This is a genomic window from Rhizobium sp. BK379, assembly GCF_014193955.1.
Taxonomy (GTDB): Bacteria; Pseudomonadota; Alphaproteobacteria; order Rhizobiales; family Rhizobiaceae; genus Rhizobium.
In genome coordinates, this window is sequence record NZ_JACIAD010000001.1 from 18,918 (window position 1) to 45,344 (window position 26,427).

Below are 26,427 nucleotides of genomic sequence, written 5' to 3' on the forward strand. Positions count from 1 at the left end.
ATCAGTGTGTATGCCTTGAATCTTAGGGACGAAAAGCCAATTTTTTTTGTTCGTCCGTGATGGAATAGACGGTAACAAAAGTGCCTTGGCATCCGTATGTGCCTGATGGTGCAGCCCGTACCGCTTTGGGCATTCGCGGTAGTGACAGCTTGGGCCGATTGGATTAGGACAATTCCAAAAAGCAGCGACTGCCCGGCCTTCGCAAATCCCTTGCCGCCCGGCATCGCCAGACAATTCCTGGATATTGAGGAAGACACCGATGCCAGCTTATCGTTCCAGAACCACCACCCACGGCCGCAACATGGCGGGCGCGCGCGGCCTTTGGCGCGCCACGGGCATGAAGGATTCTGATTTCGGCAAGCCGATTATCGCTGTGGTCAACTCCTTCACGCAGTTCGTGCCCGGCCACGTGCACCTCAAGGATCTCGGCCAGCTGGTCGCCCGCGAAATCGAAGCGGCAGGCGGTGTGGCCAAGGAGTTTAACACAATTGCCGTCGATGACGGCATCGCCATGGGCCATGATGGGATGCTCTATTCGCTGCCCTCGCGCGAGCTGATCGCCGATAGCGTCGAATACATGGTCAATGCGCACTGTGCCGACGCCATGGTCTGCATCTCCAACTGCGATAAGATCACACCCGGCATGCTGATGGCTTCGCTGCGCCTCAACATACCCACGGTCTTCGTCTCCGGCGGCCCTATGGAAGCCGGCAAGGTCGTCCTGCATGGCAAGACCCATGCGCTCGACCTCGTTGACGCCATGGTCGCGGCTGCCGATGACAAGATTTCCGATGAAGACGTCAAGGTCATCGAGCGTTCCGCCTGTCCGACCTGCGGTTCATGCTCCGGCATGTTTACCGCAAACTCCATGAACTGCTTGACGGAAGCGCTCGGCCTTTCGCTGCCCGGCAACGGCTCGACGCTTGCAACGCACGCCGACCGCAAGCGCCTCTTCGTCGAAGCCGGCCACCTGATCGTCGATCTCGCTCGTCGTTACTACGAGCAGGAAGACGAGAAGGCCCTGCCGCGCGTGATTGCCTCCAAGCAGGCTTTCGAGAATGCCATGGCGCTCGATATCGCCATGGGCGGCTCCACCAATACGGTTCTGCACATCCTGGCAGCTGCGCATGAAGGCGAGGTGGATTTCACCATGGCCGACATCGACGCGCTGTCGCGCCGCGTTCCCTGCCTTTCCAAGGTCGCGCCCGCCAAGTCCGATGTTCACATGGAAGATGTTCACCGCGCCGGCGGCATCATGTCGATCCTCGGTGAGCTCGAGAAGGGTGGCCTCCTCAACCGCGACTGCCCGACGGTTCATGCCGAGACGCTCGGCGATGCGATCGATCGTTGGGATATTACCCGCACCAACAGCGATACCGTCCGCAACTTCTACCGTGCCGCTCCCGGCGGCATACCGACACAGGTTGCCTTCAGCCAGGAAGCCCGCTGGGACGAACTCGATACCGACCGCGTGGGCGGCGTCATTCGTTCCGTAGAACATCCCTTCTCCAAAGATGGCGGCCTTGCTGTCCTCAAGGGCAATCTGGCGGTTGACGGCTGCATCGTGAAGACCGCAGGTGTCGATGAATCGATCCTGAAATTCTCTGGCCCGGCCCGCGTTTTCGAAAGCCAGGATGCTTCCGTCAAGGCGATCCTCGCCAATGAGGTCAAGGCCGGCGATGTCGTCGTGATCCGCTACGAGGGCCCCAAAGGCGGCCCCGGCATGCAGGAAATGCTCTATCCGACGAGCTATCTGAAGTCGAAGGGCCTCGGCAAGGCGTGTGCGCTGATCACCGACGGCCGGTTCTCCGGCGGCACCTCAGGTCTTTCGATCGGCCATGCTTCGCCGGAAGCGGCAAACGGCGGCACGATCGGCCTGGTGCGCGAAGGCGACATGATCGATATCGATATCCCGAACCGTACGATCAGCCTGCGCGTCGACGATGCGGAACTGGCCGCCCGCCGCGCCGAGCAGGATCAGAAGGGCTGGCATCCGGCCGAGCCGCGCAAGCGCAACGTCTCGACCGCGCTCAAGGCCTATGCGGCCTTCGCAACCAGCGCCGATCGCGGCGCGGTACGCGATCTGAACGCGCGATAAGCGGGCCTATTGAAGATTAGCCGGAGCCCCTGATTGCAAATCAGGGGCTCTTTCTTTTTCAGAGATGTCGTGTCTCCGCCGGTACGGTCCACCAGCTGTTATTCCTGCCATCGAAATATTGCACCGGCGCCTCCACAAGCTCGGCGGGATCGAGATCGTCAAGGCAGGCAAGATTGATCGAGACATAGGCGCCGCCCATTGCCTCGATGTAACCGTCGCCATATGCGGGCACCCCGCAATTGTCGCAGAAGCGATGATGGCCCGAGAAGGTTCCGAACTGGTAATCGCTGATGCCTGTCTCCTCGCACAACAGGCGGAAATCCTCTGGCTTGATGTTCGTGCCCCAGTAGCGGAGCTTCCAGCAGATCGAGCAATTGCACTTTCCCGTCCCGGCCTGAATGTCGATATCGGCCTCGTAGCGGATCCGGCCGCAATGGCAGCTTCCGTGATAGGTCTTCTTCATGTGCTCCTCCTTGCGCATAGCCATGTGATATGACAACATATTGTCATTATCAACGAATGACAATATGTTGTCAATATGATCAAGAAACGAACGCCTGAAGGCGATGCCTTTGCCGCTCTTTCCATCGCCGTGATCCGGCTCTCGGCCCACTTGCAGACGGAAGGCGATGCGCTTGCCAGGCCCGCGGGGCAGACCAGCGCGCGCTGGCAGGTGCTTGCCGCGGCTGACCATGTGCCCATGTCGGTTGCAGATGCTGCGCGTGCGCTTGGCCTCGCACGTCAGGGTGTACAGCGTATCGCCGATCTTCTGGAAGGCGAGGGGCTGATTGCCTACCGCGTCAATCCCATGCACCAGCGCGCCAAACTCATGGAACTAACGGAGGCGGGCAAGAGCGCACTTGCTGATATCGCAGCGCGACAGACGGTCTGGGCGAACGAACATGGGTCCAACTACGGCGAGGACCGGCTTCACCAGGCAGCCGGTCTCATCAAAGAAATGATCGCCGAGTTCCAGAGCGGAAAAGATCAGGGCTGAACATCCTCAGAGCGGGCGATTGATGTTCTTGTAGGTCTCGCCGAGCTGCTTCAACCGATCCTGATAGGCCGCGCCGATGCAGGCGGCATCCGCGCCACAGGCCTGCCGCTTCTTCAGCCATGCGGTCTGCTCATCCTGCAGCGTGCCGCGCGCACCCATGGCCAGCAGACCCGACAGCAGCTCGAAAGTCGTCACCATCTTCACATCGGCATCATTGAGCGACCGGTCCTGACAGATCACCTTCTCATCCGGCTGCAGCTCCTTCGCATCGCAGTTGAAGCTTGCCGCCCGTGCGCCTTCCGGTGCAAGGGCGAGGAGTGTGGCGCAGATGGCAGCAGATAGGATGGTGGTCTTCATATTCTCTCCAATTGTAGGGCACTCTGTTTCGGCCTCACGGCAAAGATGATGCACCTCCGTCTTACGGCAAGGATCGAACCCATCGGCCTGCTTCCAAGCTGATGTCCCTGATCGGTGACTGCGTCCTGCATTTGAGCTTAGATATCAGTAACCTGCTTGATTTTGCTGATTCAAATTCCCAAATCCGCGATGCCTCTACCTTCCATGCTTCCGCCCCCTTTCCTTTCTAGCGTCGGGCGCTACAACATTTTTCGTAAGAGCATTTCAAAAAGGATTCCCATGCAAGGCTTGTTAAAGCACGCCTCCGTTTCGCTTCTGGCACTAACGCTCCTGCTGCCCGCCTACGCCCAGGCGCAGACCAAGACAGTGCCGGAAAGCCAGACGCAGATGCAGCTTTCTTTCGCGCCGCTGGTCAAGCAGACCTCAGGCGCTGTCGTGAATGTCTATGCTGAAAAGACTGTTCAGCGGCAGTCGCCCTTTGCCGGCGATCCCTTTTTCGAGCAGTTCTTCGGCCAGCAGATGCCGAACCGCTCCGAAAAGCAGTCTTCGCTCGGCTCCGGCGTCATCGTCGAGGCGAACGGGACCGTCGTGACGAACAATCATGTCGTCGAGGGCGCCGACGACATCAAGGTGGCGCTGTCGGACGGTCGCGAATTCCCCTGCAAGGTCGTCCTGCGTGACGACCGCCTCGATCTCGCTGTCTTGAAGATCGATAGCAAGGCGGATTTCCCGACACTGCCGATCGGCAATTCCGATGCAGTGGAAGTCGGCGATCTCGTGCTGGCGATCGGCAATCCTTTCGGCGTCGGCCAGACCGTCACCAGCGGTATCGTTTCGGCACTTGCCCGCAACCAGGTGGTCAAGAACGAGTTCGGCTTCTTCATCCAGACGGATGCGTCGATCAATCCTGGCAATTCCGGCGGCGCGCTGATGAACATGAAGGGCGAACTGATCGGCATCAACACCGCGATCTTTTCCCGCGGCGGCGGATCGAACGGTATCGGCTTTGCCATCCCCGCCAATCTGGTCAAGGTTTTTCTCACCTCTGCCGATTCAGGCGTCAAGTCCTTCGAGCGGCCCTATATCGGTGCTACCTTCGATCCGGTGACCTCTGAGGTCGCAGACGCGCTCGGCCTCGACAAGGCACGCGGCGCGCTGATCGCCAAGGTCACTGCGGATAGCCCGGCAGCCAAGTCCGGCCTCAAGGCGGGCGAGGTCATCACCGCGGTCGATGGCGTCTCCGTCGAACATCCGGATGCGCTTCTCTATCGATTGACGACAGCTGGCCTCGGCAAGTCGGTCAACCTGACGGTCATGGAAAACGGGCGTGAGCAGCAGATAGTGCTTGCCCTTGCCCGCGCGCCGGAAACCCAGCCTCGCGATCAGCGCACGATCGGCGGACATACGCCCTTTACCGGTGCGGTCGTGGAAAACCTTTCGCCGCGCGTGGCCGATGAGCTCAGGATGCCGCTCGATTCTGCGGGTGTGGTCATCTCCGACGTCGAGGCCGGTTCTCCCGCTTCCCGGCTCGGCTTCGAGCCGAAGGATATCGTCGTGTCCATCAATGGGGCCGAAGTCAAAACCAGCCGCGACCTGCAGGAGATCGCCGATTCCGATCCCAGCCTCTGGCGGGTCGAGATCGAACGCGATGGTCAGCGCATCAGGCAGTTCTTCCGATGAGTGATGACCTCTTCGCGCCGCGTGTTCCGGAAGAGGTCGCCAGCCGGCGGCCGCTTGCCGATCGTCTGCGGCCGAAGACGCTTGGCGAAGTCACCGGTCAGGAACATCTGACCGGTGAGGATGGCGTTCTGCGCCGCATGATCGAGAGCGGCTCTCTCGGCTCCATGATCTTCTGGGGGCCACCCGGTACGGGCAAGACGACAGTCGCGAGGCTGCTGTCGGGCGAGGCGGGCCTGGCCTTCGAACAGATCTCGGCAATTTTCTCCGGTGTCGCCGACCTGAAGAAGGTTTTTGAAGCAGCCCGTATGCGCCGCATGGACGGCCGCCAGACGCTGCTTTTCGTCGACGAGATTCATCGCTTCAACCGCGCCCAGCAGGATAGCTTCCTGCCGGTCATGGAGGATGGCACGGTCATTCTCGTGGGCGCCACGACGGAAAACCCGTCCTTCGAGCTCAACGCCGCTCTTCTGTCGCGCGCCCGCGTGCTGACCTTCAAGTCGCATGAGGAAGACAGCCTCGAGGAACTGCTGAAACGCGCCGAGATGGTCGAAAGCAGGCCGTTGCCGCTTACCGAGGATGCGCGCGCCAGCCTGATCCGCATGGCCGATGGCGACGGCCGCGCGGTGCTGACGCTGGCTGAGGAAGTCTGGCGCGCCGCCCGCGAGGGCGAGACTTTCGATACCGAGGGGCTGACGCGCATCGTCCAGCGCCGAGCCCCGGTCTATGACAAGGCGCAGGACGGTCACTACAATCTGATCTCGGCGCTTCACAAGTCGGTCCGCGGCTCCGACCCTGACGCCGCGCTCTATTATCTCGCCCGCATGTTTGATGCCGGCGAGGATCCGCTCTATCTCGGACGGCGGCTGGTGCGCATGGCTGTGGAGGATATCGGGCTTGCCGATCCGCAGGCCCTGGTCATCTGCAATGCCGCCAAGGATGCCTATGACTATCTCGGTTCGCCGGAAGGCGAGCTGGCGTTCGCGCAAGCCTGCGTTTATCTTGCGACCGCCCCGAAATCCAATGCCGTCTATACCGCCTTCAAGGCAGCGACGATCGCCGCCAAGCAGAACGGCTCGCTGCTGCCGCCGAAGCATATCCTCAACGCGCCGACGAAGCTGATGAAGGGCGAGGGATATGGCGAAGGCTACCGCTACGATCACGATGAGCCGGATGCCTTTTCAGGTCAGGATTATTTTCCCGAAAAGATGGGTCGCCAGACTTTTTACGATCCGCCGGAACGCGGTTTCGAACGCGAGATTCGCAAACGGCTGGATTGGTGGGCAAAACTTCGCAAGGAGCGCAATCCGCGCTGAAATCGGGCCGCGCTGAATTGGGCCGCGCTGAAATTGGGCTGCGCTAAAATCAGGCGCGCTTCTGTGCTGCTGGAGCAGCGATCAGCTTGACGGAAGAATCCGCCAGCCCATGATGGCCTTCCATGTCGACAACGATATGCCAGTGGCCGTTTTCGGGGATGGCGAGCCTGACCGGTGACTTGCGCGCGACGCCGCCGATATATTTGAAATCGAGCACTTCGGTGAACCGCTGAAAATTAGGAGCCGTCATCAGCCGCACATTGTTCACGGCGCTCAGTGACACCTCGACGATCGTTCCGGCGCGCTGTTCCTTGATATCGTAATGGGTGAAGCGGAAGTTCGGTTTCGGCATCGGTCTCGCGGCATATGTAGTCTCTGCAAGCGGGACTCTATCAGGCTGGCGGTTAAGGAAAAGTTGGAAATCCTCGGCCTGTTGCCGTTCCTGCTGTTTCAAAATGGCAGGAACGGCACAGTATTCAGTGGATATTGCCGGTGCTGCGCGCAACAGGTGCAAAATCGAGCACGATGCCCGTTGCCGCCCGGCAGATCTCATCCGGATTGTGGTTGCATTCTTCCGCCGCGAAATGGAGGGCTGCAGCTTCATTGATGAAGAGACCGCCTACCAGCCCCTCGCGATCCTGGACGATCCAGCGGCCGCCCTTGTCGCGACCGACGGTGAAGCGGGCGGGGCGGATTGTGACGGGAGCCGGAATCTGCCGGCGTTGCTGTGCATTTGCCATGGTCGTGATCCTCTGTCCGGCTCTTACTGGGAAATCAGGTGGAAGCTCATCTGCACGAGCCCGGCGAAAGCCATGACGGCGCCGAGCCGCGGTGCAACGGCGACCAGGCCGGCAAACAGCGGATGAGAGGGATCAGCCGAAACTGCACAGGCGCTTTCGCTACGTTGCAGCGGGTCAGTCTTGGCAGGCGTATCAGTCAGGCGTGACATCGTTTGTCCTTTCGAAGTCTAACTCAACCGCCGTAAGATGGCTGCGGCGGTGTCACGATCATCAAGATAGATGCCGGCGGATAGGGTTTCCATTTGGCGCCGCAAGCAAAAACATTAAAATCTCATAGGGATAGCGCGATGCGCTGGGTGCCGCCACCGACAAAGGGAGAAAGCGCCGATACGATCGCAAAGCGGCTATCCGCGTCGGCCGGTACGAGTGGCAGGCGAAGATCGGCCTCCATGCCGCGCAGCACCTGCAGCGCGTATTTCAGCAGGGCAGGATCACTCTCCGACCCAAGCGCCGTCAGCAGAGGATGCAGCCTGTCGCTGAGCGCAAGTGCAGCGGAGATATAGCTCCCATACGCCGCCTGCTGCAGCGAGGTGACGAGGCGCGGGAGGATATTGGCAGCCGCCGATACGATGCCGTCACCACCAGCGAGATGAAATGAAAGCGCCGTGCCGTCATGGCCGGAGAGGAAACGGAACCGATGTCGCAGTGTAGGTGGCAGGTTGGCGAAGCGGGCTATATCCCCGGTCGCATCGACGATGGCGACAATCGCGTCGAGCTCGGCCAATCGCCCCAGCGTTTCCACCGTCAGATCACTCGCCGTGCGCGATGGTGCATTCTCGACCAGAATTGGCAGATTGCTTGCCGCGGCGATTTGCTGGAAATGATGGAGAATGCCCTTTTGCCCCGGCTTGGAATAATAGGGCACGGTGACAAGCACGGCGCGCGCGCCGCATTCTTCCGCATCGCGTACCAGGGCGATCGTGCTTTCGGTGCAATTGGTACCGGCCGCGGCGATCACCGGAATACGGTCCGCCGCGGCCCGGACGCAGATGTCGAGCACCATGCGGCGTTCCTGCGGTGAGAGGCTGAGCCCTTCACCCGCCGCCGTGCAAAGAGCGAGTCCATCGACGCCGCTCAGCACCTGCCATTCAACGAGAGCCTCTAGTGCCGCGCCGTCGACCTCGCCGTTGTGGAACGGCGTAACGAGCGCGGTGATCGCGCCGCCTGGGCGCAGTCTTCCGGTACCGTTCATGATAAGACCTCAGAGCGAGCCGAGGATGACGTAGAGTTCCACGCAGGCGAGCACGATGCCGAAGATCATCAGCGCCTGGGCCGTGCGCTTCTCGCGCATCTGCCGATTGCCGCGTGTGATGCGGTGCGGGCGAAGCGGCAGATATTGAGGGGACATGACATCTCGCATGGCGGTAACCTTTGCTGTTGTGGCAAAGGCTACTGCCGCCTCCGATAGGAAATCCATTCGGAGTGGAAATCGAAGATATAGGAATCACATAAAGATGCGGCGTCAGCCGACGCGCTGGTTTTCCTTGTCGAGCTGCGTCACCAGCGCCAGTACGACCTCCGAGACGGGGGTCGGCACGTTGGCGGTACGCCCGAGTGCCACGACCATACCGACGAGCGGCACGATTTCCAGCGCCTTTCCGGCGAGAAAATCCTGCAGCATCGATGTGCGCACGGGACCGATGTGACGCGATTGCTGGAGCCTTTCCTCGATGCTGATGCTGAATTTTGCGCCAAGCGCGCTGCCGACCGCGCGCACTTCGTTCATGATCTTGCCGACCATCTCGAACAGCGCGGGATCGGCCATGATGTCGGTCATCAAGGCTCGCGTCAGTGCGCTGATCGGGTTGAACGCCGCATTGCCCGTCAGCTTGTTCCAGATCTCGTCGCGAATGCGCTGTGTGGTCGAGACATTGAGGTCGGCCCCGGCAAGGAGGCCGGCAACGGATTCGAGATCGGCCGACATTTCGCCGGAGGGTTCGCCGAGCACGAAACGGCCTCTATTGGAAAGTCGGATCTCGCCTGGGTTGATGACTTCCGCCCCTTGCATAGCCACGCAGCCGATCACTCGTTCCGGGCCGATCAGGCGCCACAGTTTCCCGCCGGGATCCAGTTCGTCGAACTGCAGCTCGGCATGGCCGCTTTGCGTATCGCGATGAAAATACCACCAGGGAATCCCGTTCAGGACCATGACAACGCGTGTATTGCCCTTCAGCAGCGTGGCCATGCCCTCGGCCGCCGGTCCCAGGTGATGGCCCTTGAGGCCGGTGATGATGAGATCCTGCGGTGGGAGCGTGGTCGGATCGTCGGTTGCTGTGATCCGCACATTGATCGGTTTGTCCGAATCCGCTTCATGCAGGGAAAGACCGTTCTTCCGGATCGCTTCCAGGTGCGCGCCACGGGCAACGACGGAGACTGTAGCATTCTCGCCGAGCCGGCTTGCAAGCTTGACGGCGATCGCGCCTCCAAGAGCGCCTGCTCCGTAAATACAGATCGATGTGCTCGCCATTCCTGTCTCTTCCTGTTGCTGATGACGCGGTAGACATAGGCCATCGACGTGGCAGGACGAATGAAAATCTTGACCTTTCGAACGCTCTTCACGCGGAAATGAAACAAGCGCGCCGACAGGCACGCTTGTTGTTGTCGGGAAAGGCCAGACCGTCTTAGGCCGTCTGTTCGAAGTCCGTGGAGACCGCGAGCTGACGCCACTGAGCCAGTTCCTTCTCCACGCTGGCATGTTCCTCTTCGATCTTGGCGACCGTATCGCTGCCGAAAGGCATGCGCAGCGGCGGGTTGGCGGCGTTCACCATTTCGATAATGCCGGCGGTTAGCTTGGCCGGGTCGCCCGGTTGAGCGTGGTTGGCGCTCGCCGCAAAGTCGCGCATGTTGCCAGCTGGCGTACCGACATAATCGGGGATGGAAGCCGGGCTGATCGCCAGCGAATTGTCATGCAGGAAGTCCGTGCGGAAGAAGCCGGGCTCGATGATCGTGACCTTGATGCCGAACGGTTCGACCTCGGTCGCCAGCGATTCCGACAGGCCTTCGACGGCGAATTTCGTCGAGCCATACACGCCCCAGCCAGGAAAGCCGTAATAGCCGCCAATCGAGGAGAAGTTCAGGATATGGCCCGAGCGCTGGCGGCGCATATAGGGCAACACGGCGCGGGTAACCTTCAGGAGGCCGAAGACGTTGGTGGCGTAGATCCTCTCGATCTCCTCTGCCGTTGCTTCCTCGACGGCGCCAAGCAGGCCGTAACCGGCATTGTTGGCGAGGATGTCGATGCGTCCGAAGCGGGCAACGGCAGCAGCGGCGGCCTCTTTGGCCTGGCCTTCATTGGTAACGTCGAGAGCGACGGCAAGCAGGTTCGGATGATCGCCGAACTGTTCGGTGATGGTCTTCGGGTTGCGGGCGGTGGCAACGACAACGTCGCCGGCAGCAAGAGCGTCCTTGGTCATTAGCGCGCCGAAACCACGCGATGCACCCGTGATAAACCAGACTTTCATGGCAATTCCCTTTCCTTGAGACTGTTCGTTCAGCAGTGCGCTGCTGACGGAGAGGAATTTGACGCAAATCCCGCTCATGTATAAGATTTGTTATTTGAGAGACTATGATGAGTGATATTCATTAATGAGAGCGACCGAACTTTCCGAAATGGCTGCCTTTGCCGCTGTCGCCAGGCACAAGAGTTTCCGCAAGGCGGGAGAGGAGAGGGGTGTCACCGCCTCTGCGATCAGCCACGCTGTCCTCAATCTGGAGGACCGCATCGGCATCCGGTTGCTGAACCGCACGACCCGCAGCGTCTCGCTGACGGAGGCCGGCGAACTGCTTCGCTCCCATCTCGATCCGGCCTTCGGCGAGATCAATTCCGCACTCGATGCGCTGAACCGTTTCCGCGATACCCCTTTCGGTCGCGTTCGTATCAATGTCGGGAATTCCATTGCTCCCTTCGTCGTCGGCCAGGTCATCGGGCCGCTCCTGATGACGAATCCCAATCTGCAGCTCGAGATCGCGGCGACTGACCGGCTGGTGGATATTGTCGAGGAAGGCTTCGATGCCGGCATTCGCTTCGGCGAGCGCGTTACGGAAGGCATGATCGCCGTACGCATCAAGCCGCGCATGCGCCTCGTCGTCGTCGGCTCTCCCGCCTATTTCGAAACACGGCAGCAGCCTGAGACGCCGCATGATCTGAAGCGCCATATCTGCATCCAGAACATGTTCCCCTCGGGCGCGCGTTACCCTTGGGACTTTGAAAGGGACGGCCAGGCCGTCACTTTCCACCCGACTGGTCCGCTCTCGCTCGACGACCACGAATTGATGACGGCGGCTGCCTTGAGCGGCGTGGCGCTTGCCTATGTCTGGGAGGGCAGGGTGGCGCCGCTGATTGCAAGCGGCCAACTTATCCAGGTACTCGACGAATGGTGCCAGCCGGAGGAGCCGCTTTATCTCTACTATCCCAGCCGGCGGCATATTTCGGCGGGCTTCCGGACGGTGATAGACGCGATTCGCGGCGACTAAGGCAAATCGCGTAAAAGTGTGCCGTGGTTTTGTGCCAACCACGTGCGTGGATACGAGGATCCAAAGCGTCGGAAGCGAAACTGTCGCGACATGCTTGGTGGTCAGAGTTTGGAGAATTCCAATCGGTAGACAACATCCTCTCCCGTGACAGGATCGGTGCCGGGTGCATCGCTGATGACGAGTATGTCGCCCTCCATATGCACCGGGCGGATAAGGGGCCGCTCCCATGTCGGATTCCAGGCGGCCTCCACGTGATGGATCACCTTGTCACCCTCCAGGGAATATTCGGCGGTATAGGCCAGCATCGTATCGAAGAGTGCGGCCTTTTCACTGTCGTTGGGCGCTTTGCCGTTGGGTTTCGGCCTGCGCCGGTTGGTAACGAAGGCCATCATCCGGCCATCTGCGTGATAGGCGATATATCCGATGGGATCGGCACCCATGGCGTCGCTCACCTTCCCCGTCGCAACGACGGTTCGTGTCCACGAGATCATGCGCCACGTTCCGATAAGGGCGGCTCTATCCATGATTATCCCCTCCTTAAAGTAGTCTAGCACAACTAGAAATGCAGGCTATAAATCAGGAGCCTTTCCTGGTCACAATGTTCCAATCAGAGCAGGAAAAGCTTCCGGTGATCAGTCAAAACTCCCTTTTGACTCTCGGTGGCGAAGTGGTGAAGATGCGCCGCACGAAGGAAGAGCAGCGCCGGAGGGGCGAATGAGAAAGCCGGTTTTTTCCGCTGGCAATTGGTGGAAAGTGGAGTGTCGTCGAACAATGCTGTCGGCCTTTACGGCTGCGGTTCTAATTGCCTTTCCAGCGGCCGCGCAGGAAAAGTCGACGCGGGACATGCCGGCACAGACGCCTGCCTCGCATGAACAGGTCGAAAAACTGGTGTCTCGCTGGCAGGAGCATTTCAAGGGCGCCGTAAGTCTGCGCGACCGGCGCACCGCTTTTCGCGATTTCATGGAATCGCTGCCGGAGCCGACGCGCATCCAGATCCGGCATGTCGACGCCGATGGGGTCGATGCCGAACTTATCTGGCCGGCGCGCCTTCATCATCCGGTCGGCCGGCGCGTGATCCTTTTCATCCATGGCGGCGGCTTCTATGGTGGCTCCATCCGTAGCCACAGCCTGCTTGCAGGCTCGCTTGCCAAGGCTGCGTCAAGCGATGTGCTGCTTATCGATTACCGGCTGGCGCCGGAATATGGCTATCCAGCACAGGTCAATGACGCACTGACTGCCTATCGCTATCTGCTCGACAGCGGCTACAGCAACGGAAATATCGTGGTGATGGGCGATGGCGCCGGCGGCAATCTCGCGCTCGAGGCGGTGCTGCGGCAGATGCGTTCCCGCCAGCCGCTGCCGGCAGGCGTCGTGGCACTCAGCCCCATCACCGATCTGTCCGCCTCAGGTGCATCGGTCACAGCGAACGCCACCAACGATCCCATGCTGGACAAGCATGCGCTGGATGCGCTGCGCAAGGCCTATCTCGGCAACAATTCTCCGACCGATCCCGACATTTCTCCGCTCTATGCCAATCTCACCGGTTTTCCGCCCTTGCTGCTGCAGGTCGGCTCCGGCGAGCTGCTGCTCGACGATACGCTGCGGCTGGCCGACAAGGCGCAAAAGGCCGGCGTCGACGTGACGGCCGAGGTCTGGCCGGGAATGCCGCATCATTGGCAGCTTTTCCCTTCGGTGCTCGATGATGCCGACAAGGCCGGCCAGAGGATCGCCGAATTCGCGATTATGCATTTTGCAGACCCGCCCGCACAGTAAGGCCAATCCACAACGGCGCGATCTGAGCTTCTACGAGTGGTTCGAATTCAGCCCTTCGATCGGCCGGCCGATGGCGAGATTCTGACGGAGTTTGGGATCGAGCCGCTCGGCATAGGCATGATCGGGTGCTGCACCCAGCGCATCCAGCATCTTGGAGAAGAAGCAGCGTGCTGACGCTGCTGCGGTGACATCGAAGATCTCCGTGTCACTTAGCCCGTGCCGCTTCAGACCATCGATGTCCTGCTGCGTCACCGAGGTCGCATCGCGCGCCACCTTGGCGGCAAAATCCATGATTGCCCGCTCGACTGCATCAATGGGCGCTTTTTCGCTGCCGCCGGCGACTGCCGAAAGGCTGTCGTTGGTGAAGCCGTCGCGCAGCAGCACCGAACCATGCGCAAGCATGCAGTAGGACGATTTGAGTTCCCTGGCCGCCGCCAGCGTCACCAGCTCATAACGCCGCTGGCTCATATGGCCGCGAATACTGGCAAGCAGCGTCCCCCAATGCTCCATCACCTCTGGCCGGTGGCCGAAAGCCCGGTACATGTTCGGCAGATAGCCGTAGCTCGCTTCTGCCGAAGCGTACATCGAAGCCGTCTTCTCGCTGGCGGATGCATCGGGGGTATGAATGAAAGCCATGGCACGATCCTCCCTTGATCCATTGGGAGAATAGAGCGGCATCCTGCGACATCAATCTGCCGGCCGACCGCTTCTGCAAGACGGATACCTGACACCTTGCCCGGCCGCCTGGCTCTGCCGCTGGCGGTAGAATGGCAGGATATGGTGTTCCGTCAGCGGCGCCATATTGATCCCGCCCGCTTCCGACGGCGATATCCAGCGGACCTCCTCGATCTCCGCCGTTGCTTTGATATCGGCGTCCTTCGCATGCACCAGGAAGACTTCGGCGACGACGAGATGATCCGGCTCGTTTGCCGCCGGCGCCTGAAATTGGCCCAGGAATTCGAGTTCGGCAGCTGTTGCGGTGACGCCGATTTCTTCTGACAGCTCTCGAGACAGGGCCTGCTCTGGCGTCTCTCCCGGCTCGATCTTGCCGCCCGGCTGCATGAAGGCCGCCGTGCCGCGCTTGCGCACCAGAAGCGTGTCGCCATTGCTCCGCAATAACAGCGCAGCCGATATTCTGATCGTTTTCATCATGTGGAAATCTGACCGGATTCGCCGCCGCGATTCAACTGCCGTATCCTCATCGGCCGTTTGTCAAAACGCGCCTGACCACCTATATGAGCGGCTCAGAGACAGGAAGTGGATGTAACAATGTTTCAGGCGGCGTCGATCGAAGTGGAAAACAAGGCCGAGTTCTACCGCGAGCTTGCCCAGCAGCTGCAGGGGCTGCTCGAAGGCGAGCCGGACCTGATCGCCAACGCCGCCAACACGTCGGCCCTGATGTACCAGATGATGCCCGATCTCAACTGGGCGGGCTTCTATTTGCTTAAGGATCAGGAGCTCGTCCTTGGGCCGTTCCAGGGCAAGCCGGCCTGTGTGCGCATCCCTGTCGGCCGTGGCGTATGCGGCACGGCAGTCAAGGAGCGCGCCTCGATCCTCGTGGCAGATGTCCATGCATTTCCTGGCCATATCGCCTGCGACGCGGCATCCCGATCCGAACTCGTCGTCCCGATCCGAAATGGCGAAGAGATCGTCGGCGTTATCGATCTGGACAGCCCGCTTCCCGCCCGCTTCGATGCCGACGACCAGGCCGGGATCGAACGTCTGGCCGAAATCTTCGCTGGGGCAACCCGTTTCTGAGGGCGGCGGCGTGGCGGCGATCCGTCGCTACGCTTAAACTGTCAGCGAAGCCAATAGCGACGGATTAATCGAGCGCCGGGAACGCGAAACGTCCGGCAAGCATCGCCAGAGGCAAGATCGCAGCCGAGAAAAGCAGCACGATATTGTGCCAGCGCGAGTACCACGGAAAAGCAGTGTCGCTCGGGAGCGAGTACGCTACATGATAGCCGAGGATCGCGCCGAACGAATGCCAGGCAAGCACAATAAGCGAGCCGTAAGCGCCCGGGATCGAAAGCGTGATGAAGAGCCGGATCAAACCGGCCGTAACCGAAACCCCACCGACGAAATAGGCAATCGCCATCAGGCCGCGTCCGAGATAAGCCATCACGACGTCAGGACCGAATAGCAAGCCGATAACGGCGGCGCACACGGGGCGGCGCACACGGAATGCTTCGAAAACCTGCATGAAAATCCCGGCTTCAGAGGCTGACTTGTAGCAAGTTGTATCCGATGCCGTGAAAAACGCCAGCCGCCTCCTTGCCGCGGCCAGACGATGAAAGTCGGATGGTCGATCGCAGCAGCCTGCGCAAATGACGAAATCTTGATCGGCGGCGGCGTTCTCGGAAAGCCGGACTGGCCTATTTCCTTAGCCGACACCGACATGCACTGCGTCCGGTGTCACCGATTATCGGTTTGGGGGTAGATCAAAATGTCCCAATTTCGAAAACTGCTGATCGTAGGATCAGCTGTCATCGTGGCGGTCATTACTTCGTCCTGTGCGACAAGCTCGGATAGTTCGATACAGACCGGCTCTGTTGGCTATGGATCGCAAAGCACCGACTTTGGGCTCCGGCCGGCCTGCCTCGGCGGATTTGGCAACGATCGCCCTTGCAGTTACTAGCGTGAGGCGCGGTTCTGCTCCGCAGGCCCGAACAGGGTGCGGACAAAAGTGATGCAATAGGACGCAGGACTTTGTGACTGCGAGGCCTCGCATATTATTGACAATAAGATAGGTTACGCGAAATCAGCCATTGCCTGATTGTACGAAGCCGACCGCAATTTTGGGGCGGCAGATTTTATAAGTTTTGGGAGATATCTGATGGAATATCGTCGTTTGGGAAAGTCGGGTCTGAAAGTGAGCGAGTTCTCCTTCGGATCGTGGGTCACTTTCGGCAAGCAGGTCAACGGCGGCGACGCTGTCGATCTCATGAAGCTCGCCTATGACAGCGGGATCAATTTCTTCGATAATGCCGAGGGTTACGAGAGCGGCAAATCCGAAATCGTCATGGGCGAGGCGCTGAAATCGCTCGCCTGGAGCCGCGACAGTTATGTCGTCTCGAGCAAGGTCTTCTGGGGTGGTCAGAAGCCGACGCAGCGTGGCCTGTCGCGCAAGCATGTGACGGACGCCTGCCATGCGGCGCTCAAGCGGCTTCAGGTCGACTATCTCGACCTCTACTTCTGCCACCGCCCGGATATTGACACTCCGATCGAAGAAACGGTCCGCGCGATGCACGATCTCGTTGCCCAGGGCAAGGTGCTCTACTGGGGAACGTCGGAATGGTCTGCCCAGCAACTGACGGAAGCCTATGCTGTCGCCCGGGATCTGCGCATCACGCCGCCGACCATGGAGCAGCCGCAGTACAACATCTTCGAACGTCAGAAGGTCGAAGCAGATTACCTTCCGCTCTACGACCTGATTGGCCTCGGCACCACCATCTGGTCACCGCTCGCTTCCGGCGTTCTGACAGGCAAATACAATGACGGCGTACCGGCCGACAGCCGCATGAACCTGCCGGGCTACGAATGGCTGAAGGAAAAATGGTCCACCGACGCTGGTCGCGCCCAGCTGGAACAGGTGCGTCAGCTTGCCGGGCTCTCGAACGAGATCGGGCTGTCGATCACCCATCTCGCCCTTCTTTGGTGCCTCGCCAACAAGAACGTCTCGACCGTCATCCTCGGCGCCTCGCGCGCAAGTCAGCTACAGGACAATCTCGCCGCCCTCTCGCACAAGGACAAGGTGACATCAGACGTGCTGGAGCGGATCGACAGCATTGTCGGCAACAAGCCGGAAGCACCGCGCCGCTTTTAGGCAAGGCCAAAGCTAGATCGAGCACCTTTGCTCTCATCTTTATTCCGATACGAAAATGGCCGGGCCTTTTGGTTCGGCCATTTCATTTTTACTGTGCTTCATTGAGCGCGCGTCAGAGCAGGAGCTCACCGCTGTATCTGTCACAGGCTGATGGTCACCGTCGTTCCTGTCGGATTGCCTTCGAGAGTTACGCTCCCGTGGTGACGGGTCACGATCTGCTTCACGATGCTCAATCCGAGGCCGGCACCCGTGCTCCGTGGTGTGACCCTGTAGAATGGTTCGAACACGAGGTTTCGGTGCGCCGCTGGAATGCCGGGACCCTCGTCCGAAACCGAGACGCCGCCACGTTCTGACACGCGAACCGATATCGTGCCAGTATTTCCGCCATGGTCGATCGCATTGCGCACAAGGTTGCCTATGGCGCGTGACATCGCCGACGGACTTACCAGGCGATAAAGCTCGTCGACCTCACTGTCGAACGAGATCTCATATCCATTTCTTATGGCAATCGGGGCTTGGTCGGCAACGACGTTCCTGGCGACTTCCACAAGGTCGACCTGTTCAAAGAGATCCGGAGACTGCTCGCTCCGTTCGAAGTCGAGCAATTGCTCCGCCGTCTCCCGCAGACGTCCGATGTCATCCATCATGATGTCGCGGGTGTTTCCCTCCAGGGTCGTATCGATACGCGTCTGCATGACGGCAATCGGCGTGCGGAGCTCGTGCGCGGCGTCGATCAGAAAACGTTCCCTCGCTGCGAACTGCTGCTCAAGCCGCTCCAGAACGGAGTTGAATGCGTGGATAAGTGGAACGACTTCGCTCGGAACCCGATCCACTGGAAGCCGTGATCCCGGCTGGCGCGGGTCGATCTCCGGAGCCTTCCGAACGACGTCGTTCAGTCCTGAGAGCGAACGCCTGACCAATCGCGGCACGGCGAAGAAGAGGGCGGGTAGGGTAACTGCAAGCAGGGGCACGTAAATCTTGTACGTACCGCCAAGCATCGTGAGGAATATCGACTCGTTTCCGTTGCGGCCGCCATAAAGTACCCGGATCTCGGTGGTGTTGATCTCGATGTCGTCGACTGAAGCCGGTACAGGGGCGTTTGCCCCCGTGCCACGAATGTCGGCGTCCTTGATAAGCGACACGAACTTGGTCAGCTGTAGGTACGCAGCTGGAATGTTCCCATATGCCACTGCCGTTCCGTCCGGGGCTGCGGCGTAGAAAAAGAGATTGGGCGTATCATTTTTCAACGCTCGGAGCTGTTCGCTGTCTTCGATGCGAAGCCCTCGTCCGGGTTCGTAGCTCAAGGACCCTTCCAGGGCGTTCAGAAGCCGGTGCTCCATGCTGACGTTCGGAGAAAGGATCATCGCCCCGTAGATACACAGGCCAACGATCACCGATGCCGTAGTGCCGACAAATAGCAGGCTGAGCTGCCAGTTTAGTCTCCACCACAGCGACGTATTCGGAAATCGCATCAATGTTCCTTCAGCAGGTATCCGACCCCACGGATGTTGTGGATGGACACGCCGGCGTCCGCTTCAGCGAGCCGTTTTCTCAGTCGTGACACATGCGCATCCAGCGCGTTGGATTGGATCGTCTCTTCGTAATTGTAGATTTCGGTTTCCAGCGCCGATCTGAGGACGGTCCTGCCCTTTCGCTTTGCAAGGGTAACGAGCACCATCAGCTCTCGACGAGGCAGGTCGAGCTGCAGTTCGCCAACCGTGACGTCCATCCGGATCGGATCCACGGTCATCCGCCCTGCAACTATGGACGGCTCCGCCAGGGCCGACGGGCGTCGCAATACCGCGCGCAATCGAGCGAAAAGCTCCTCCATCAGAAACGGCTTGCCCAGATAGTCGTCGGCACCGAGGTCCAGGCCCGCAACCCTCTCCTTCGGTTCATTTCTGGCGGTCAGCACGATGACCGGCGTCGCGGCGCCTGAGCTTCGTAGCCAGGGAATGAATGTGATGCCGTCGCCGTCCGGCAGGCGTCGGTCGAGCACGATCGCATCGTAGGTCTGTTGTCGAGCCAGTTCGATTGCGTCCTCAAGAAGAGCGGTGTGGTCGACCGCGATGCCCTTCTTGCCGAGAGAGGCCGCAACCGTTTCCGCCAGCCTGATCTCGTCTTCGACCAATAGGATTTTCATGTCTCGCCCACCTTTCCGATCCTATGTTCACGACGACCATTGCGACAGGATTACGGCGTGAGCGTTCGAATGAGGGAAGTCACGGCCGTGGCGAACTGGATAGAGCGGATCGCATGCGAGATTGCCGACCGCCTCTGAATAAAAAACTCCAGGCGCGTGACGCCTGGAGCTTTATTGATTGCTCTGCTCTGAAGGAAATCAGATCTCCGTCCGACCTGACCGGTTTGGCGGCCAGCTAGATCTGAATTTCCCGAAGAGGTCAGCTGCAGCCGCTGGTGGCGCCGCAAGTATCGCACTTCTCGCAGGTGCCGTTGCGCACCATGGTGAAGTTCTGGCACTCGGAACACATGTTGCCAGTATAGCCCTGCATGATCGAGCGGGCGCGGCGTTCGGCTTCCATCTTCTTGGCTTCCGTCTTGGCGGTTGCAGCATCGGCTGCGGCCTTGTCGGAGAAGAGGGCGGTTGCTTCGCTGCCGGCTTCTTCGACCACTTCTTCGGCGATCTCTTCCGCCAGTTCCTTGGCCCGTTCTTCATAGTCGCGCTTGAAGGCGACGATTTCGGAGGTGGAGATGGCGACAGTCGGCTCCAGCTTGCGGGCTGCGGCACCTGCAAAGGACGTTACCGAACCGCTCGAGGAGGCGCGGGCAGGGGCTGCCGTTGCCGCACCCTTGGGCTCGCCGAGCTGACGGTCGCTGCCGGTGTTGGAGACCAGCGTCGGCTTGTAGCCGCGCGTCCAGCCCGTCGAGACGAGGTTCGTCTTGCCTTCCTGGATGCCCTTGCCGAGTGCCGTGTTGGAGAAGTCGGACGTATCCACATGGGCCAGATCGTGACGGCCGAGGTAGGAGACGGCGAGTTCGCGGAACACGTAGTCGAGGATCGACGTGGCGTTCTTGATCGCGTCATTGCCGATGACGATGCCGGCCGGCTCGAACTTGGTGAAGGTGAAGGCCTCCACATATTCTTCCAGCGGCACGCCGTATTGCAGGCCGAGCGAGATGGCGATGGCGAAGTTGTTCATCATCGCGCGGAAGGCAGCACCTTCCTTGTGCATGTCGATGAAGATTTCGCCGAGGCGGCCATCGCCGAATTCACCGGTGCGGAGATAAACCTTGTGACCGCCGACGGCAGCCTTCTGGGTGTAACCCTGACGGCGGTTCGGCAGCTTCTCGCGTTCTCGGGAAACACGCTCGATCACCTTCTCGATGATCTTTTCGGTGACCGTCACGGCCTGGGCGGCAAGCGGCTGCTGGATCAGATCCTCAAGCGCATCTTCGTCGCTCTCGTCCTCGATCAGCGAGGCGTTGAGCGGCTGCGACAGCTTGGAGCCGTCACGGTAGAGGGCGTTTGCCTTCAGACCGAGCTTCCAGGACATCATATAGGCGTTCTTGCAATCGTCGACCGTTGCCTCGTTCGGCATGTTGATCGTCTTGGAGATCGCTCCCGAGATGAAGGGCTGGGCAGCCGCCATCATGCGGATATGGCTTTCGACCGAGAGGTAACGCTTGCCGATCTTGCCGCACGGATTGGCGCAATCGAAGACCGGCAGATGCTCCTTCTTAAGGAAAGGCGCGCCTTCCAGCGTCATCGCACCGCAGACGTGGATATTGGCAGCCTCGATATCCTTCTTCGAGAAGCCGATATGCTCGAGCAGGCTGAAGCTCATGTCGCTGAGCTGTTCGTCGGAAACCTTCAGCGTGGTCTTCAGGAAGTCGGCGCCGAGCGTCCACTGGTTGAAGACGAACTTGATGTCGAAGGCACTCTTCAGAGCGGCGTTGACGGCTTCCACCTTCTCGTCGGTGAAGCCCTTGGTCTTCAGCGTCGAGGGGTTGATGGCCGGTGCCTGGTTCAGGTTGCCGTGACCGACAGCATAGGCTTCGATTTCGGCGATCTGGCTTTCGGAATAGCCGAGGGTGCGCAGCGCATCCGGAACAGCGCGGTTGATGATCTTGAAGTAGCCGCCGCCGGCAAGCTTCTTGAACTTTACGAGTGCGAAATCAGGCTCGATGCCGGTCGTGTCGCAATCCATGACGAGGCCGATCGTGCCGGTCGGTGCGATGACCGAGACCTGCGCGTTGCGGTAGCCGTGCTTTTCGCCGAGTTCCAGCGCCTTGTCCCAGGCGGACATGGCATGGGCTGCGAGATCCTGGTCCGGGTTTTCCGAATGGATCAGCGCGACCGGGTTGACCGAGAGCGCTTCGTAGCCGGCGTTTTCGCCATGAGCGGCACGGCGATGGTTGCGGATGACGCGCAGCATGTGCTCGCGGTTCGGCTCGTAATTCGGGAACGGGCCGAGTTCGGCGGCCATTTCGGCCGAGGTTGCGTAGCAGATACCGGTCATGATCGCCGTCAGCGAGCCGGCAATGGCACGGCCTTCGGCGCTGTCATAGGGGATGCCCGTCGACATCAGCAGGCCGCCGATATTGGCATAGCCGAGGCCGAGCGTGCGGTATTCGTAGGAGAGTTCGGCAATGCGCTTCGACGGGAACTGCGCCATCATGACCGAGACTTCGAGCACGACCGTCCACAGGCGAACGGCGTGTTCGTAGTCGCCGATATTGATGCGCTTGGTGGCCTTGTCCTTGAACTGTAAGAGGTTCAGCGAAGCAAGGTTGCAGGCCGTGTCGTCGAGGAACATATATTCCGAGCACGGGTTCGAGCCGCGGATCGGGCCGCCGGCCGGCGATGTGTGCCAGTCGTTCATCGTCGTGTTGAAGTGGATGCCCGGATCGGCCGATGCCCAGGCGGCATAGGAAATCGTTTCCCAGAGGTCGCGGGCCTTCAGCGTCTTCATCACGCGGCCATCCTTGCGGGCGGTCAGGTTCCAGTCGCCATCTTCCTCGACGGCGCGCAGGAAGTTGTCCTTGATCGAAACCGAGTTGTTGGAGTTCTGGCCGGAAACGGTGAGATAGGCTTCCGAATCCCAGTCCGTGTCGTAGGTCTTGAACTCCATGTCCTTGTAGCCCTGGCGGGCGAACTGGATGACGCGCTGGACGTAGTTTTCCGGAACCTGGGACTTCTTGGCGTCGCGGATTTCGCGCTTCAGGGCAGGGTTCTTCGCCGGGTCGAAGCAATCGCCATTGTCGGCTTCGCAATTGACGCAGGCCTTCATGATCGCCTTCAGATGCTTGGCGACGACCTTGGAGCCGGTCACAAGAGCAGCAACCTTCTGCTCTTCCTTGACCTTCCAGTTGATATATTCCTCGATATCCGGATGGTCGATATCGACGACGACCATCTTGGCCGCACGACGCGTCGTACCACCAGACTTGATGGCGCCGGCAGCGCGGTCGCCGATCTTCAGGAAGCTCATCAGGCCGGAGGAGCGGCCGCCGCCGGAAAGCTTTTCGCCCTCGCCGCGCAGCATCGAGAAGTTGGAGCCGGTGCCCGAGCCGTACTTGAACAGGCGTGCTTCGCGAACCCAGAGGTCCATGATGCCGCCTTCGTTGACGAGATCGTCTTCAACGGACTGGATGAAGCAGGCATGCGGTTGCGGATGTTCGTAAGCCGACTTGGACTTGGTGATCTTGCCGGTGAAGGGGTCGACATAGAAGTGACCCTGGCCGGGGCCGTCGATGCCGTAGGCCCAGTGCAGGCCGGTGTTGAACCACTGCGGGGAGTTCGGAGCAACGCGCTGCGTGGCGAGCATATAGGCAAGCTCGTCCTTGAACGCTGCCGCATCTTCTTCCGAAGAGAAATAGCCGCCCTTCCAGCCCCAATAGGTCCAGGTGCCGGCGAGACGATCGAAGACCTGACGGGCGTCGGTTTCCGAGCCGGTCTGTTCGTCCTTCGGCAGGCCCTTCAGCGCCGCGTCGTCGGCTACGGAGCGCCACAGGAAAGAGGGGACATCATTTTCTTCCACCTTCTTCAGGCGGGCGGGGACGCCGGCCTTGCGGAAATACTTCTGCGCCAGAACGTCGGTGGCGACCTGGGAGAACTGCGCGGGGACGTCGATGTTTTCGAGGCGGAAGACGATCGACCCATCCGGGTTCTTGATCTCACTCGTCGCCTTGCGGAATTCGATATCCGCATAGGCGCCTTGACCAGCCTTCGTAAACCGACGTTCGATGTGCATTTTCTCTACCTCGTGTTGGCACCCGAAAGGGCGCAAAATTCCCACCCGGCTCCACGTTGTCGCTTCGTGTGGCCAGTCTTGTTCCATCTTGTGACAGGATTGTCATCCGGAGATGCTTGTCCTGTATCTTGTGGTGAGGCTGGCTGCAAACACTAAATATAGTGTTAACAGCTTATTTTTACCAGTCCCCCGTGTCGCTTTCTGGAGGCTGGAAAACGGCGCAAAAATCCTCAGGGGTGTTACCGTTCTCGACGGTGCAACACCCTGATTATGCGTCCAATTTTCCTTGGGAGAACCGGGCTCGTTACCTCCGGTTCAGTCGCCGCCGCAACATCTGGAACATTAACTTTGAATCAGCTGATTCCGTCAAGGGGTGGAACGTAACCGAATGCTAACCACAACATCTTGTGGATGCACCTGTGGAGACTGGGGAAAGTCGGGTAAGCCTGAAAATACAAGGGCTTGCAACGAGGCTCGGGCAAACGAAAGGACGAAAAGGCAAAAAAATCGACTGCGGCAAAAGTTGGGATGGCTTTTGCGACGTAAATGCGCATTCCGATTCGTTCAGGGAAATCAGGACTTTCTAGAGCGCATCGATGGCAATCGTGACGGTCGCTGTGCCGATCGGCTCGCCCTTTTCGTCGGTGACGACGAAGCTTGCCTGAGTCTCCAGAAGCTGGGTCGACTCGTCGCGCTCCGCCCCGCCGATATAGATGTCACGCGAAGCGACGGCGAAGGTTTTCAGAAACTTGTCCTCGTCGCCCTGCCAGTAATCGGTCGTGACGGTACTCTGGCCGACATTGAGACCGTGGCAGTCGGTGACGAAGAATTCCAAAATCGTTCCCTGAGAATCGTCCTGCTTTGTCATGAGGTATTGCGAGACGGATTTCGCCATCAGCGTCTTGGCCATCTGAAGGCCGCCCTGCGCGACCTCAGCCCGGTAGGTCTCGTCCAGGACCCGCATATCCATCTCGCTGACATCACCGAGTTTGGCATTCTGCTCCTGAATCGCCTTTACGACGACAGGGGCCTCCGCCATCGGCCGGACGAAGGTCTCGACATATTCGCGCACGACGCCGACATAAGCCGGCTCCGCTTCGGCCGGCTTGTTGGAAGTGAGGCAGCCGATCAGCCCGAAAGCTACTGCCGTTCGAATCTTGCCCCAGCAAGCCATTGCACGCCCCAACCGCATCCCGTCATACTCTTAGCCCGGCCGCTACGACCGTTAGTTGCCTGAGGTTATGCTAATGAAATAAAACGGACGTTACCGAACTGGTGCGGAAATTCACCATCGGCGAGACCAAGATTGGAACAATTTTCAGTTGTATGATTAAGGACTGCTCGCCGTCAGCCGCGAGCGCCCTTGGCAATCGGCTCCTGATAGGTGAAGCCCATGTCCCAGGGGAAGTAGATCCAGGTATCCTGGCTGACTTCGGTAATGAAGGTATCGACGGTCGGTACGCCCTTCGGCTTGGCGTAGACGCAGGCGAAATGCGCCTTCGGCAGCATCGCGCGCACCTGGGCGGCGGTCTTGCCGGTATCGGTGAGATCGTCGACGACAAGCACGCCTTCGCCGCCATTTTCTGTGAGCTCCGGTGCAATGCCCTTCAGCAGCACCATGTCGCCTTGATTGACGTAATCATGATAGGAGGCGATGCAGACGGTTTCGATGAGGCGGATGTTCAATTCGCGTGAAATGATCGCCGCTGGAACGAGGCCGCCGCGGGTGATGCAGACGATCGCCTTGAACTCCTGGCCGAGGCCGGCGAGCCGCCAGGCAAGCGCACGCGCATCGCGGTGGAACTGATCCCAGGAAACAGGGAAGGCTTTATCGGGAAGGGACATCGGGCTACTCCGCGGCATGAAGAAACGACACGCCGTTTGCCGGCGACCGAGGAACATCGGCTGGCAAAACGCAAATCGCGCAGCCGGAACTGCGCGATGGATGCCGAAGCCTGATATCATCGGTCGCCGCAATTAGCGGGATTTGGCGGCAAAAGGCAAGAGCGGCCTTAACGCGAGAGTAAAGTCAGCGCCGTCATGGACTGCAAAAGCGTCTTTGTCGTACCGCCGAAAATCGCCTGCCAGAGCCAGGAATGCGTGTAGGCGCCCATGACCAGAAGGTCGATGCTGTCGTCTGAAAGCCGGTTTTCGATGACATGCGAGGTGTTCTTGTCACCGCTTGCAGCCGTGGCAAGTGTCACGTTCACGCCGTGGCGGGCAAGCGTCGCTGCGATCTCTGCGCCGGCAGTTGTCGCCGAATGTGTCGCCGTCTCGGTCGGATCGACAGAGAAGATTTCCACTGCTTCGGCAGCCTTCAGGATCGGCAGGGCATCGAAGGTGGCGCGCGTCGCTTCCTTCGAGCCGTTCCAGGCAATCAGCACGCGCTTGATCGGCTTTGGCTGGCGGATGATGTAGGGAATCATCAGGACCGGGCGGCCGCTTTCGAACAGGAATTCATCGACATCCACATGGCTGTCGGAGGGTTTTGCCGGATCGGCCTGTGAGGCGATCAAAAGGTCGGCGCTGCGCGCGCTTTCGATCAGTGGCGCCGAGCCGTAACCCGTCGACGTCGCAAAGGCGTGCCATTCGAAGGAAGCGCCGGCCGCCGCCGCGCGGGCGCGGAATATCCGCTCGACCTCGATGGTCTCTGAATGGGCCATGTCCTGAAGCGCTTGCACAGCGACCGGATCGGGAATCTCCATCGGTGCGACCAGCGGCACGGCGGCAATGGTTTCGGCATGCAGGCCGATCACATGGGCGCCGCTTTCCGCGGCAATGGCAAAGGCGAAATCGGCAACGGCGCCGCTATTATCTGCTGTATCCAGAATGGCGAGAATGGTTTTGTAAGACATATCAATTCTCCTTTGCGGCTAAAAAATCGCGTTCCGCGAG

The 26,427-nt window shown here is 59.9% G+C and carries 28 protein-coding genes; 9 read left to right on the plus strand and 19 right to left on the minus strand.

Annotated elements, in window-relative coordinates; genetic code table 11:
* Positions 1-259: 259 nt before the first annotated feature.
* Positions 260-2,098 (plus strand): dihydroxy-acid dehydratase, encoded by a 1,839-nt coding sequence (gene ilvD / locus FHT93_RS00170; RefSeq protein WP_018115501.1) that lies wholly within the window; start codon positions 260-262, stop codon positions 2,096-2,098.
* 58 nt (positions 2,099-2,156) lie between these two features.
* On the opposite strand, the gene FHT93_RS00175 is transcribed toward ilvD, so the two are convergent.
* A complete protein-coding gene (locus FHT93_RS00175) occupies positions 2,157-2,561 on the minus strand; it encodes a GFA family protein (RefSeq protein WP_183845849.1) in 405 nt (134 codons plus the stop codon).
* A gap of 75 nt (positions 2,562-2,636) precedes the next feature.
* On the opposite strand from FHT93_RS00175, the gene FHT93_RS00180 reads away from it, so the two are divergent.
* Entirely contained in the window at positions 2,637-3,095 is a 459-nt protein-coding gene (locus FHT93_RS00180; protein ID WP_183845850.1) for a MarR family winged helix-turn-helix transcriptional regulator, read from the plus strand.
* Positions 3,096-3,101: 6 nt separating this feature from the next.
* Here FHT93_RS00180 and FHT93_RS00185 read toward each other — a convergent pair whose 3' ends face one another.
* Positions 3,102-3,452 carry a lysozyme inhibitor LprI family protein gene (locus tag FHT93_RS00185; RefSeq protein WP_183845851.1) on the minus strand — a complete coding sequence of 117 codons (351 nt, stop codon included), beginning with the start codon at positions 3,450-3,452 and terminating at the stop codon, positions 3,102-3,104.
* A 279-nt stretch (positions 3,453-3,731) separates the two neighbouring features.
* Here FHT93_RS00185 and FHT93_RS00190 point away from each other — a divergent pair, with 279 nt between their 5' ends.
* Positions 3,732-5,132 (plus strand): DegQ family serine endoprotease, encoded by a 1,401-nt coding sequence (locus tag FHT93_RS00190; RefSeq protein WP_183845852.1) that lies wholly within the window; start codon positions 3,732-3,734, stop codon positions 5,130-5,132.
* Positions 5,129-6,445, plus strand: a complete 1,317-nt coding sequence (locus tag FHT93_RS00195; protein ID WP_113117196.1) for a replication-associated recombination protein A — start codon at positions 5,129-5,131, stop codon at positions 6,443-6,445. The genes FHT93_RS00190 and FHT93_RS00195 overlap by 4 nt, the downstream gene beginning before the upstream one ends.
* A gap of 49 nt (positions 6,446-6,494) precedes the next feature.
* Here FHT93_RS00195 and FHT93_RS00200 read toward each other — a convergent pair whose 3' ends face one another.
* The 7 genes from FHT93_RS00200 to FHT93_RS00230 all read right to left on the minus strand — a co-directional run bounded on the left by FHT93_RS00200 (position 6,495) and on the right by FHT93_RS00230 (position 10,706).
* Positions 6,495-6,797, minus strand: a complete 303-nt coding sequence (locus tag FHT93_RS00200) for a DUF1883 domain-containing protein (RefSeq protein WP_113013527.1) — start codon at positions 6,795-6,797, stop codon at positions 6,495-6,497.
* Between the two features lie 124 nt (positions 6,798-6,921).
* Positions 6,922-7,185 carry a hypothetical protein gene (locus FHT93_RS00205; RefSeq protein WP_018115494.1) on the minus strand — a complete coding sequence of 88 codons (264 nt, stop codon included), beginning with the start codon at positions 7,183-7,185 and terminating at the stop codon, positions 6,922-6,924.
* A gap of 23 nt (positions 7,186-7,208) precedes the next feature.
* A complete protein-coding gene (locus FHT93_RS00210) occupies positions 7,209-7,394 on the minus strand; it encodes a hypothetical protein (RefSeq protein ID WP_183845853.1) in 186 nt (61 codons plus the stop codon).
* Between the two features lie 122 nt (positions 7,395-7,516).
* A complete protein-coding gene (dapA, locus tag FHT93_RS00215; RefSeq protein ID WP_183845854.1) occupies positions 7,517-8,437 on the minus strand; it encodes a 4-hydroxy-tetrahydrodipicolinate synthase in 921 nt (306 codons plus the stop codon).
* Positions 8,438-8,446: 9 nt separating this feature from the next.
* Entirely contained in the window at positions 8,447-8,593 is a 147-nt protein-coding gene (locus FHT93_RS00220) for a hypothetical protein (protein WP_018115491.1), read from the minus strand.
* A gap of 114 nt (positions 8,594-8,707) precedes the next feature.
* Positions 8,708-9,712, minus strand: coding sequence for a 2-dehydropantoate 2-reductase (locus FHT93_RS00225; RefSeq protein WP_183845855.1), 1,005 nt, complete (start codon positions 9,710-9,712; stop codon positions 8,708-8,710).
* Positions 9,713-9,866: 154 nt separating this feature from the next.
* Positions 9,867-10,706 (minus strand): oxidoreductase, encoded by an 840-nt coding sequence (locus FHT93_RS00230; RefSeq protein ID WP_183845856.1) that lies wholly within the window; start codon positions 10,704-10,706, stop codon positions 9,867-9,869.
* 124 nt (positions 10,707-10,830) lie between these two features.
* Here FHT93_RS00230 and FHT93_RS00235 point away from each other — a divergent pair, with 124 nt between their 5' ends.
* Complete coding sequence (locus FHT93_RS00235) at positions 10,831-11,718, plus strand: LysR family transcriptional regulator (RefSeq protein ID WP_183845857.1); 888 nt, start codon at positions 10,831-10,833, stop codon at positions 11,716-11,718.
* A gap of 101 nt (positions 11,719-11,819) precedes the next feature.
* Here FHT93_RS00235 and FHT93_RS00240 read toward each other — a convergent pair whose 3' ends face one another.
* Positions 11,820-12,242 (minus strand): lipocalin-like domain-containing protein, encoded by a 423-nt coding sequence (locus tag FHT93_RS00240; protein WP_183845858.1) that lies wholly within the window; start codon positions 12,240-12,242, stop codon positions 11,820-11,822.
* A 319-nt stretch (positions 12,243-12,561) separates the two neighbouring features.
* On the opposite strand from FHT93_RS00240, the gene FHT93_RS00245 reads away from it, so the two are divergent.
* Positions 12,562-13,491: an alpha/beta hydrolase gene (locus FHT93_RS00245; RefSeq protein ID WP_183888205.1), complete on the plus strand. Its 930-nt coding sequence runs from the start codon at positions 12,562-12,564 to the stop codon at positions 13,489-13,491.
* A gap of 30 nt (positions 13,492-13,521) precedes the next feature.
* Here FHT93_RS00245 and FHT93_RS00250 read toward each other — a convergent pair whose 3' ends face one another.
* Together FHT93_RS00250 and FHT93_RS00255 are read right to left on the minus strand one after the other, a co-directional pair.
* Positions 13,522-14,127, minus strand: coding sequence for a carboxymuconolactone decarboxylase family protein (locus FHT93_RS00250; RefSeq protein WP_018115484.1), 606 nt, complete (start codon positions 14,125-14,127; stop codon positions 13,522-13,524).
* Between the two features lie 51 nt (positions 14,128-14,178).
* Positions 14,179-14,643: an NUDIX domain-containing protein gene (locus FHT93_RS00255; protein WP_113117220.1), complete on the minus strand. Its 465-nt coding sequence runs from the start codon at positions 14,641-14,643 to the stop codon at positions 14,179-14,181.
* A 117-nt stretch (positions 14,644-14,760) separates the two neighbouring features.
* On the opposite strand from FHT93_RS00255, the gene FHT93_RS00260 reads away from it, so the two are divergent.
* Entirely contained in the window at positions 14,761-15,249 is a 489-nt protein-coding gene (locus tag FHT93_RS00260) for a GAF domain-containing protein (RefSeq protein WP_183845859.1), read from the plus strand.
* A gap of 64 nt (positions 15,250-15,313) precedes the next feature.
* On the opposite strand, the gene FHT93_RS00265 is transcribed toward FHT93_RS00260, so the two are convergent.
* Entirely contained in the window at positions 15,314-15,694 is a 381-nt protein-coding gene (locus FHT93_RS00265; RefSeq protein ID WP_183845860.1) for a hypothetical protein, read from the minus strand.
* Between the two features lie 243 nt (positions 15,695-15,937).
* Here FHT93_RS00265 and FHT93_RS35465 point away from each other — a divergent pair, with 243 nt between their 5' ends.
* The gene (locus FHT93_RS35465) at positions 15,938-16,129 is read left to right on the plus strand and encodes a hypothetical protein (protein WP_246781527.1); all 192 of its coding nucleotides are present in this window, start codon (positions 15,938-15,940) and stop codon (positions 16,127-16,129) included.
* A 198-nt stretch (positions 16,130-16,327) separates the two neighbouring features.
* On the plus strand, positions 16,328-17,317 hold the full coding sequence (locus FHT93_RS00270) for an aldo/keto reductase (RefSeq protein ID WP_183845861.1): 990 nt from the start codon (positions 16,328-16,330) through the stop codon (positions 17,315-17,317).
* 140 nt (positions 17,318-17,457) lie between these two features.
* Here FHT93_RS00270 and FHT93_RS00275 read toward each other — a convergent pair whose 3' ends face one another.
* The 6 genes from FHT93_RS00275 to FHT93_RS00300 form a co-directional block, all read right to left on the minus strand.
* Complete coding sequence (locus tag FHT93_RS00275) at positions 17,458-18,789, minus strand: HAMP domain-containing sensor histidine kinase (protein WP_183845862.1); 1,332 nt, start codon at positions 18,787-18,789, stop codon at positions 17,458-17,460.
* Entirely contained in the window at positions 18,789-19,460 is a 672-nt protein-coding gene (locus FHT93_RS00280) for a response regulator transcription factor (protein ID WP_183845863.1), read from the minus strand. The genes FHT93_RS00275 and FHT93_RS00280 overlap by 1 nt, the downstream gene beginning before the upstream one ends.
* A 259-nt stretch (positions 19,461-19,719) precedes the next feature.
* Positions 19,720-23,532, minus strand: coding sequence for a vitamin B12-dependent ribonucleotide reductase (locus tag FHT93_RS00285; RefSeq protein WP_183845864.1), 3,813 nt, complete (start codon positions 23,530-23,532; stop codon positions 19,720-19,722).
* Between the two features lie 583 nt (positions 23,533-24,115).
* Positions 24,116-24,706, minus strand: coding sequence for a hypothetical protein (locus FHT93_RS00290; protein WP_183845865.1), 591 nt, complete (start codon positions 24,704-24,706; stop codon positions 24,116-24,118).
* A gap of 173 nt (positions 24,707-24,879) precedes the next feature.
* Entirely contained in the window at positions 24,880-25,377 is a 498-nt protein-coding gene (gene gpt, locus FHT93_RS00295) for a xanthine phosphoribosyltransferase (RefSeq protein ID WP_018115475.1), read from the minus strand.
* A gap of 167 nt (positions 25,378-25,544) precedes the next feature.
* A complete protein-coding gene (locus FHT93_RS00300; RefSeq protein WP_029869073.1) occupies positions 25,545-26,387 on the minus strand; it encodes a universal stress protein in 843 nt (280 codons plus the stop codon).
* Positions 26,388-26,427 lie beyond the last annotated feature (40 nt).

Bases quoted from the DNA above. Each gene is read 5' to 3' on its own strand.
- ilvD (WP_018115501.1), top strand. From the start codon at position 260: ATGCCAGCTTATCGTTCCAGAACCACCACCCACGGCCGCAACATGGCG.
- FHT93_RS00175 (WP_183845849.1), bottom strand. From the start codon at position 2,561: ATGAAGAAGACCTATCACGGAAGCTGCCATTGCGGCCGGATCCGCTAC.
- FHT93_RS00180 (WP_183845850.1), top strand. From the start codon at position 2,637: ATGATCAAGAAACGAACGCCTGAAGGCGATGCCTTTGCCGCTCTTTCC.
- FHT93_RS00185 (WP_183845851.1), bottom strand. From the start codon at position 3,452: ATGAAGACCACCATCCTATCTGCTGCCATCTGCGCCACACTCCTCGCC.
- FHT93_RS00190 (WP_183845852.1), top strand. From the start codon at position 3,732: ATGCAAGGCTTGTTAAAGCACGCCTCCGTTTCGCTTCTGGCACTAACG.
- FHT93_RS00195 (WP_113117196.1), top strand. From the start codon at position 5,129: ATGAGTGATGACCTCTTCGCGCCGCGTGTTCCGGAAGAGGTCGCCAGC.
- FHT93_RS00200 (WP_113013527.1), bottom strand. From the start codon at position 6,797: ATGCCGAAACCGAACTTCCGCTTCACCCATTACGATATCAAGGAACAG.
- FHT93_RS00205 (WP_018115494.1), bottom strand. From the start codon at position 7,185: ATGGCAAATGCACAGCAACGCCGGCAGATTCCGGCTCCCGTCACAATC.
- FHT93_RS00210 (WP_183845853.1), bottom strand. From the start codon at position 7,394: ATGTCACGCCTGACTGATACGCCTGCCAAGACTGACCCGCTGCAACGT.
- dapA (WP_183845854.1), bottom strand. From the start codon at position 8,437: ATGAACGGTACCGGAAGACTGCGCCCAGGCGGCGCGATCACCGCGCTC.
- FHT93_RS00220 (WP_018115491.1), bottom strand. From the start codon at position 8,593: ATGTCCCCTCAATATCTGCCGCTTCGCCCGCACCGCATCACACGCGGC.
- FHT93_RS00225 (WP_183845855.1), bottom strand. From the start codon at position 9,712: ATGGCGAGCACATCGATCTGTATTTACGGAGCAGGCGCTCTTGGAGGC.
- FHT93_RS00230 (WP_183845856.1), bottom strand. From the start codon at position 10,706: ATGAAAGTCTGGTTTATCACGGGTGCATCGCGTGGTTTCGGCGCGCTA.
- FHT93_RS00235 (WP_183845857.1), top strand. From the start codon at position 10,831: ATGAGAGCGACCGAACTTTCCGAAATGGCTGCCTTTGCCGCTGTCGCC.
- FHT93_RS00240 (WP_183845858.1), bottom strand. From the start codon at position 12,242: ATGGATAGAGCCGCCCTTATCGGAACGTGGCGCATGATCTCGTGGACA.
- FHT93_RS00245 (WP_183888205.1), top strand. From the start codon at position 12,562: ATGCCGGCACAGACGCCTGCCTCGCATGAACAGGTCGAAAAACTGGTG.
- FHT93_RS00250 (WP_018115484.1), bottom strand. From the start codon at position 14,127: ATGGCTTTCATTCATACCCCCGATGCATCCGCCAGCGAGAAGACGGCT.
- FHT93_RS00255 (WP_113117220.1), bottom strand. From the start codon at position 14,643: ATGATGAAAACGATCAGAATATCGGCTGCGCTGTTATTGCGGAGCAAT.
- FHT93_RS00260 (WP_183845859.1), top strand. From the start codon at position 14,761: ATGTTTCAGGCGGCGTCGATCGAAGTGGAAAACAAGGCCGAGTTCTAC.
- FHT93_RS00265 (WP_183845860.1), bottom strand. From the start codon at position 15,694: ATGCAGGTTTTCGAAGCATTCCGTGTGCGCCGCCCCGTGTGCGCCGCC.
- FHT93_RS35465 (WP_246781527.1), top strand. From the start codon at position 15,938: ATGTCCCAATTTCGAAAACTGCTGATCGTAGGATCAGCTGTCATCGTG.
- FHT93_RS00270 (WP_183845861.1), top strand. From the start codon at position 16,328: ATGGAATATCGTCGTTTGGGAAAGTCGGGTCTGAAAGTGAGCGAGTTC.
- FHT93_RS00275 (WP_183845862.1), bottom strand. From the start codon at position 18,789: ATGCGATTTCCGAATACGTCGCTGTGGTGGAGACTAAACTGGCAGCTC.
- FHT93_RS00280 (WP_183845863.1), bottom strand. From the start codon at position 19,460: ATGAAAATCCTATTGGTCGAAGACGAGATCAGGCTGGCGGAAACGGTT.
- FHT93_RS00285 (WP_183845864.1), bottom strand. From the start codon at position 23,532: ATGCACATCGAACGTCGGTTTACGAAGGCTGGTCAAGGCGCCTATGCG.
- FHT93_RS00290 (WP_183845865.1), bottom strand. From the start codon at position 24,706: ATGGCTTGCTGGGGCAAGATTCGAACGGCAGTAGCTTTCGGGCTGATC.
- gpt (WP_018115475.1), bottom strand. From the start codon at position 25,377: ATGTCCCTTCCCGATAAAGCCTTCCCTGTTTCCTGGGATCAGTTCCAC.
- FHT93_RS00300 (WP_029869073.1), bottom strand. From the start codon at position 26,387: ATGTCTTACAAAACCATTCTCGCCATTCTGGATACAGCAGATAATAGC.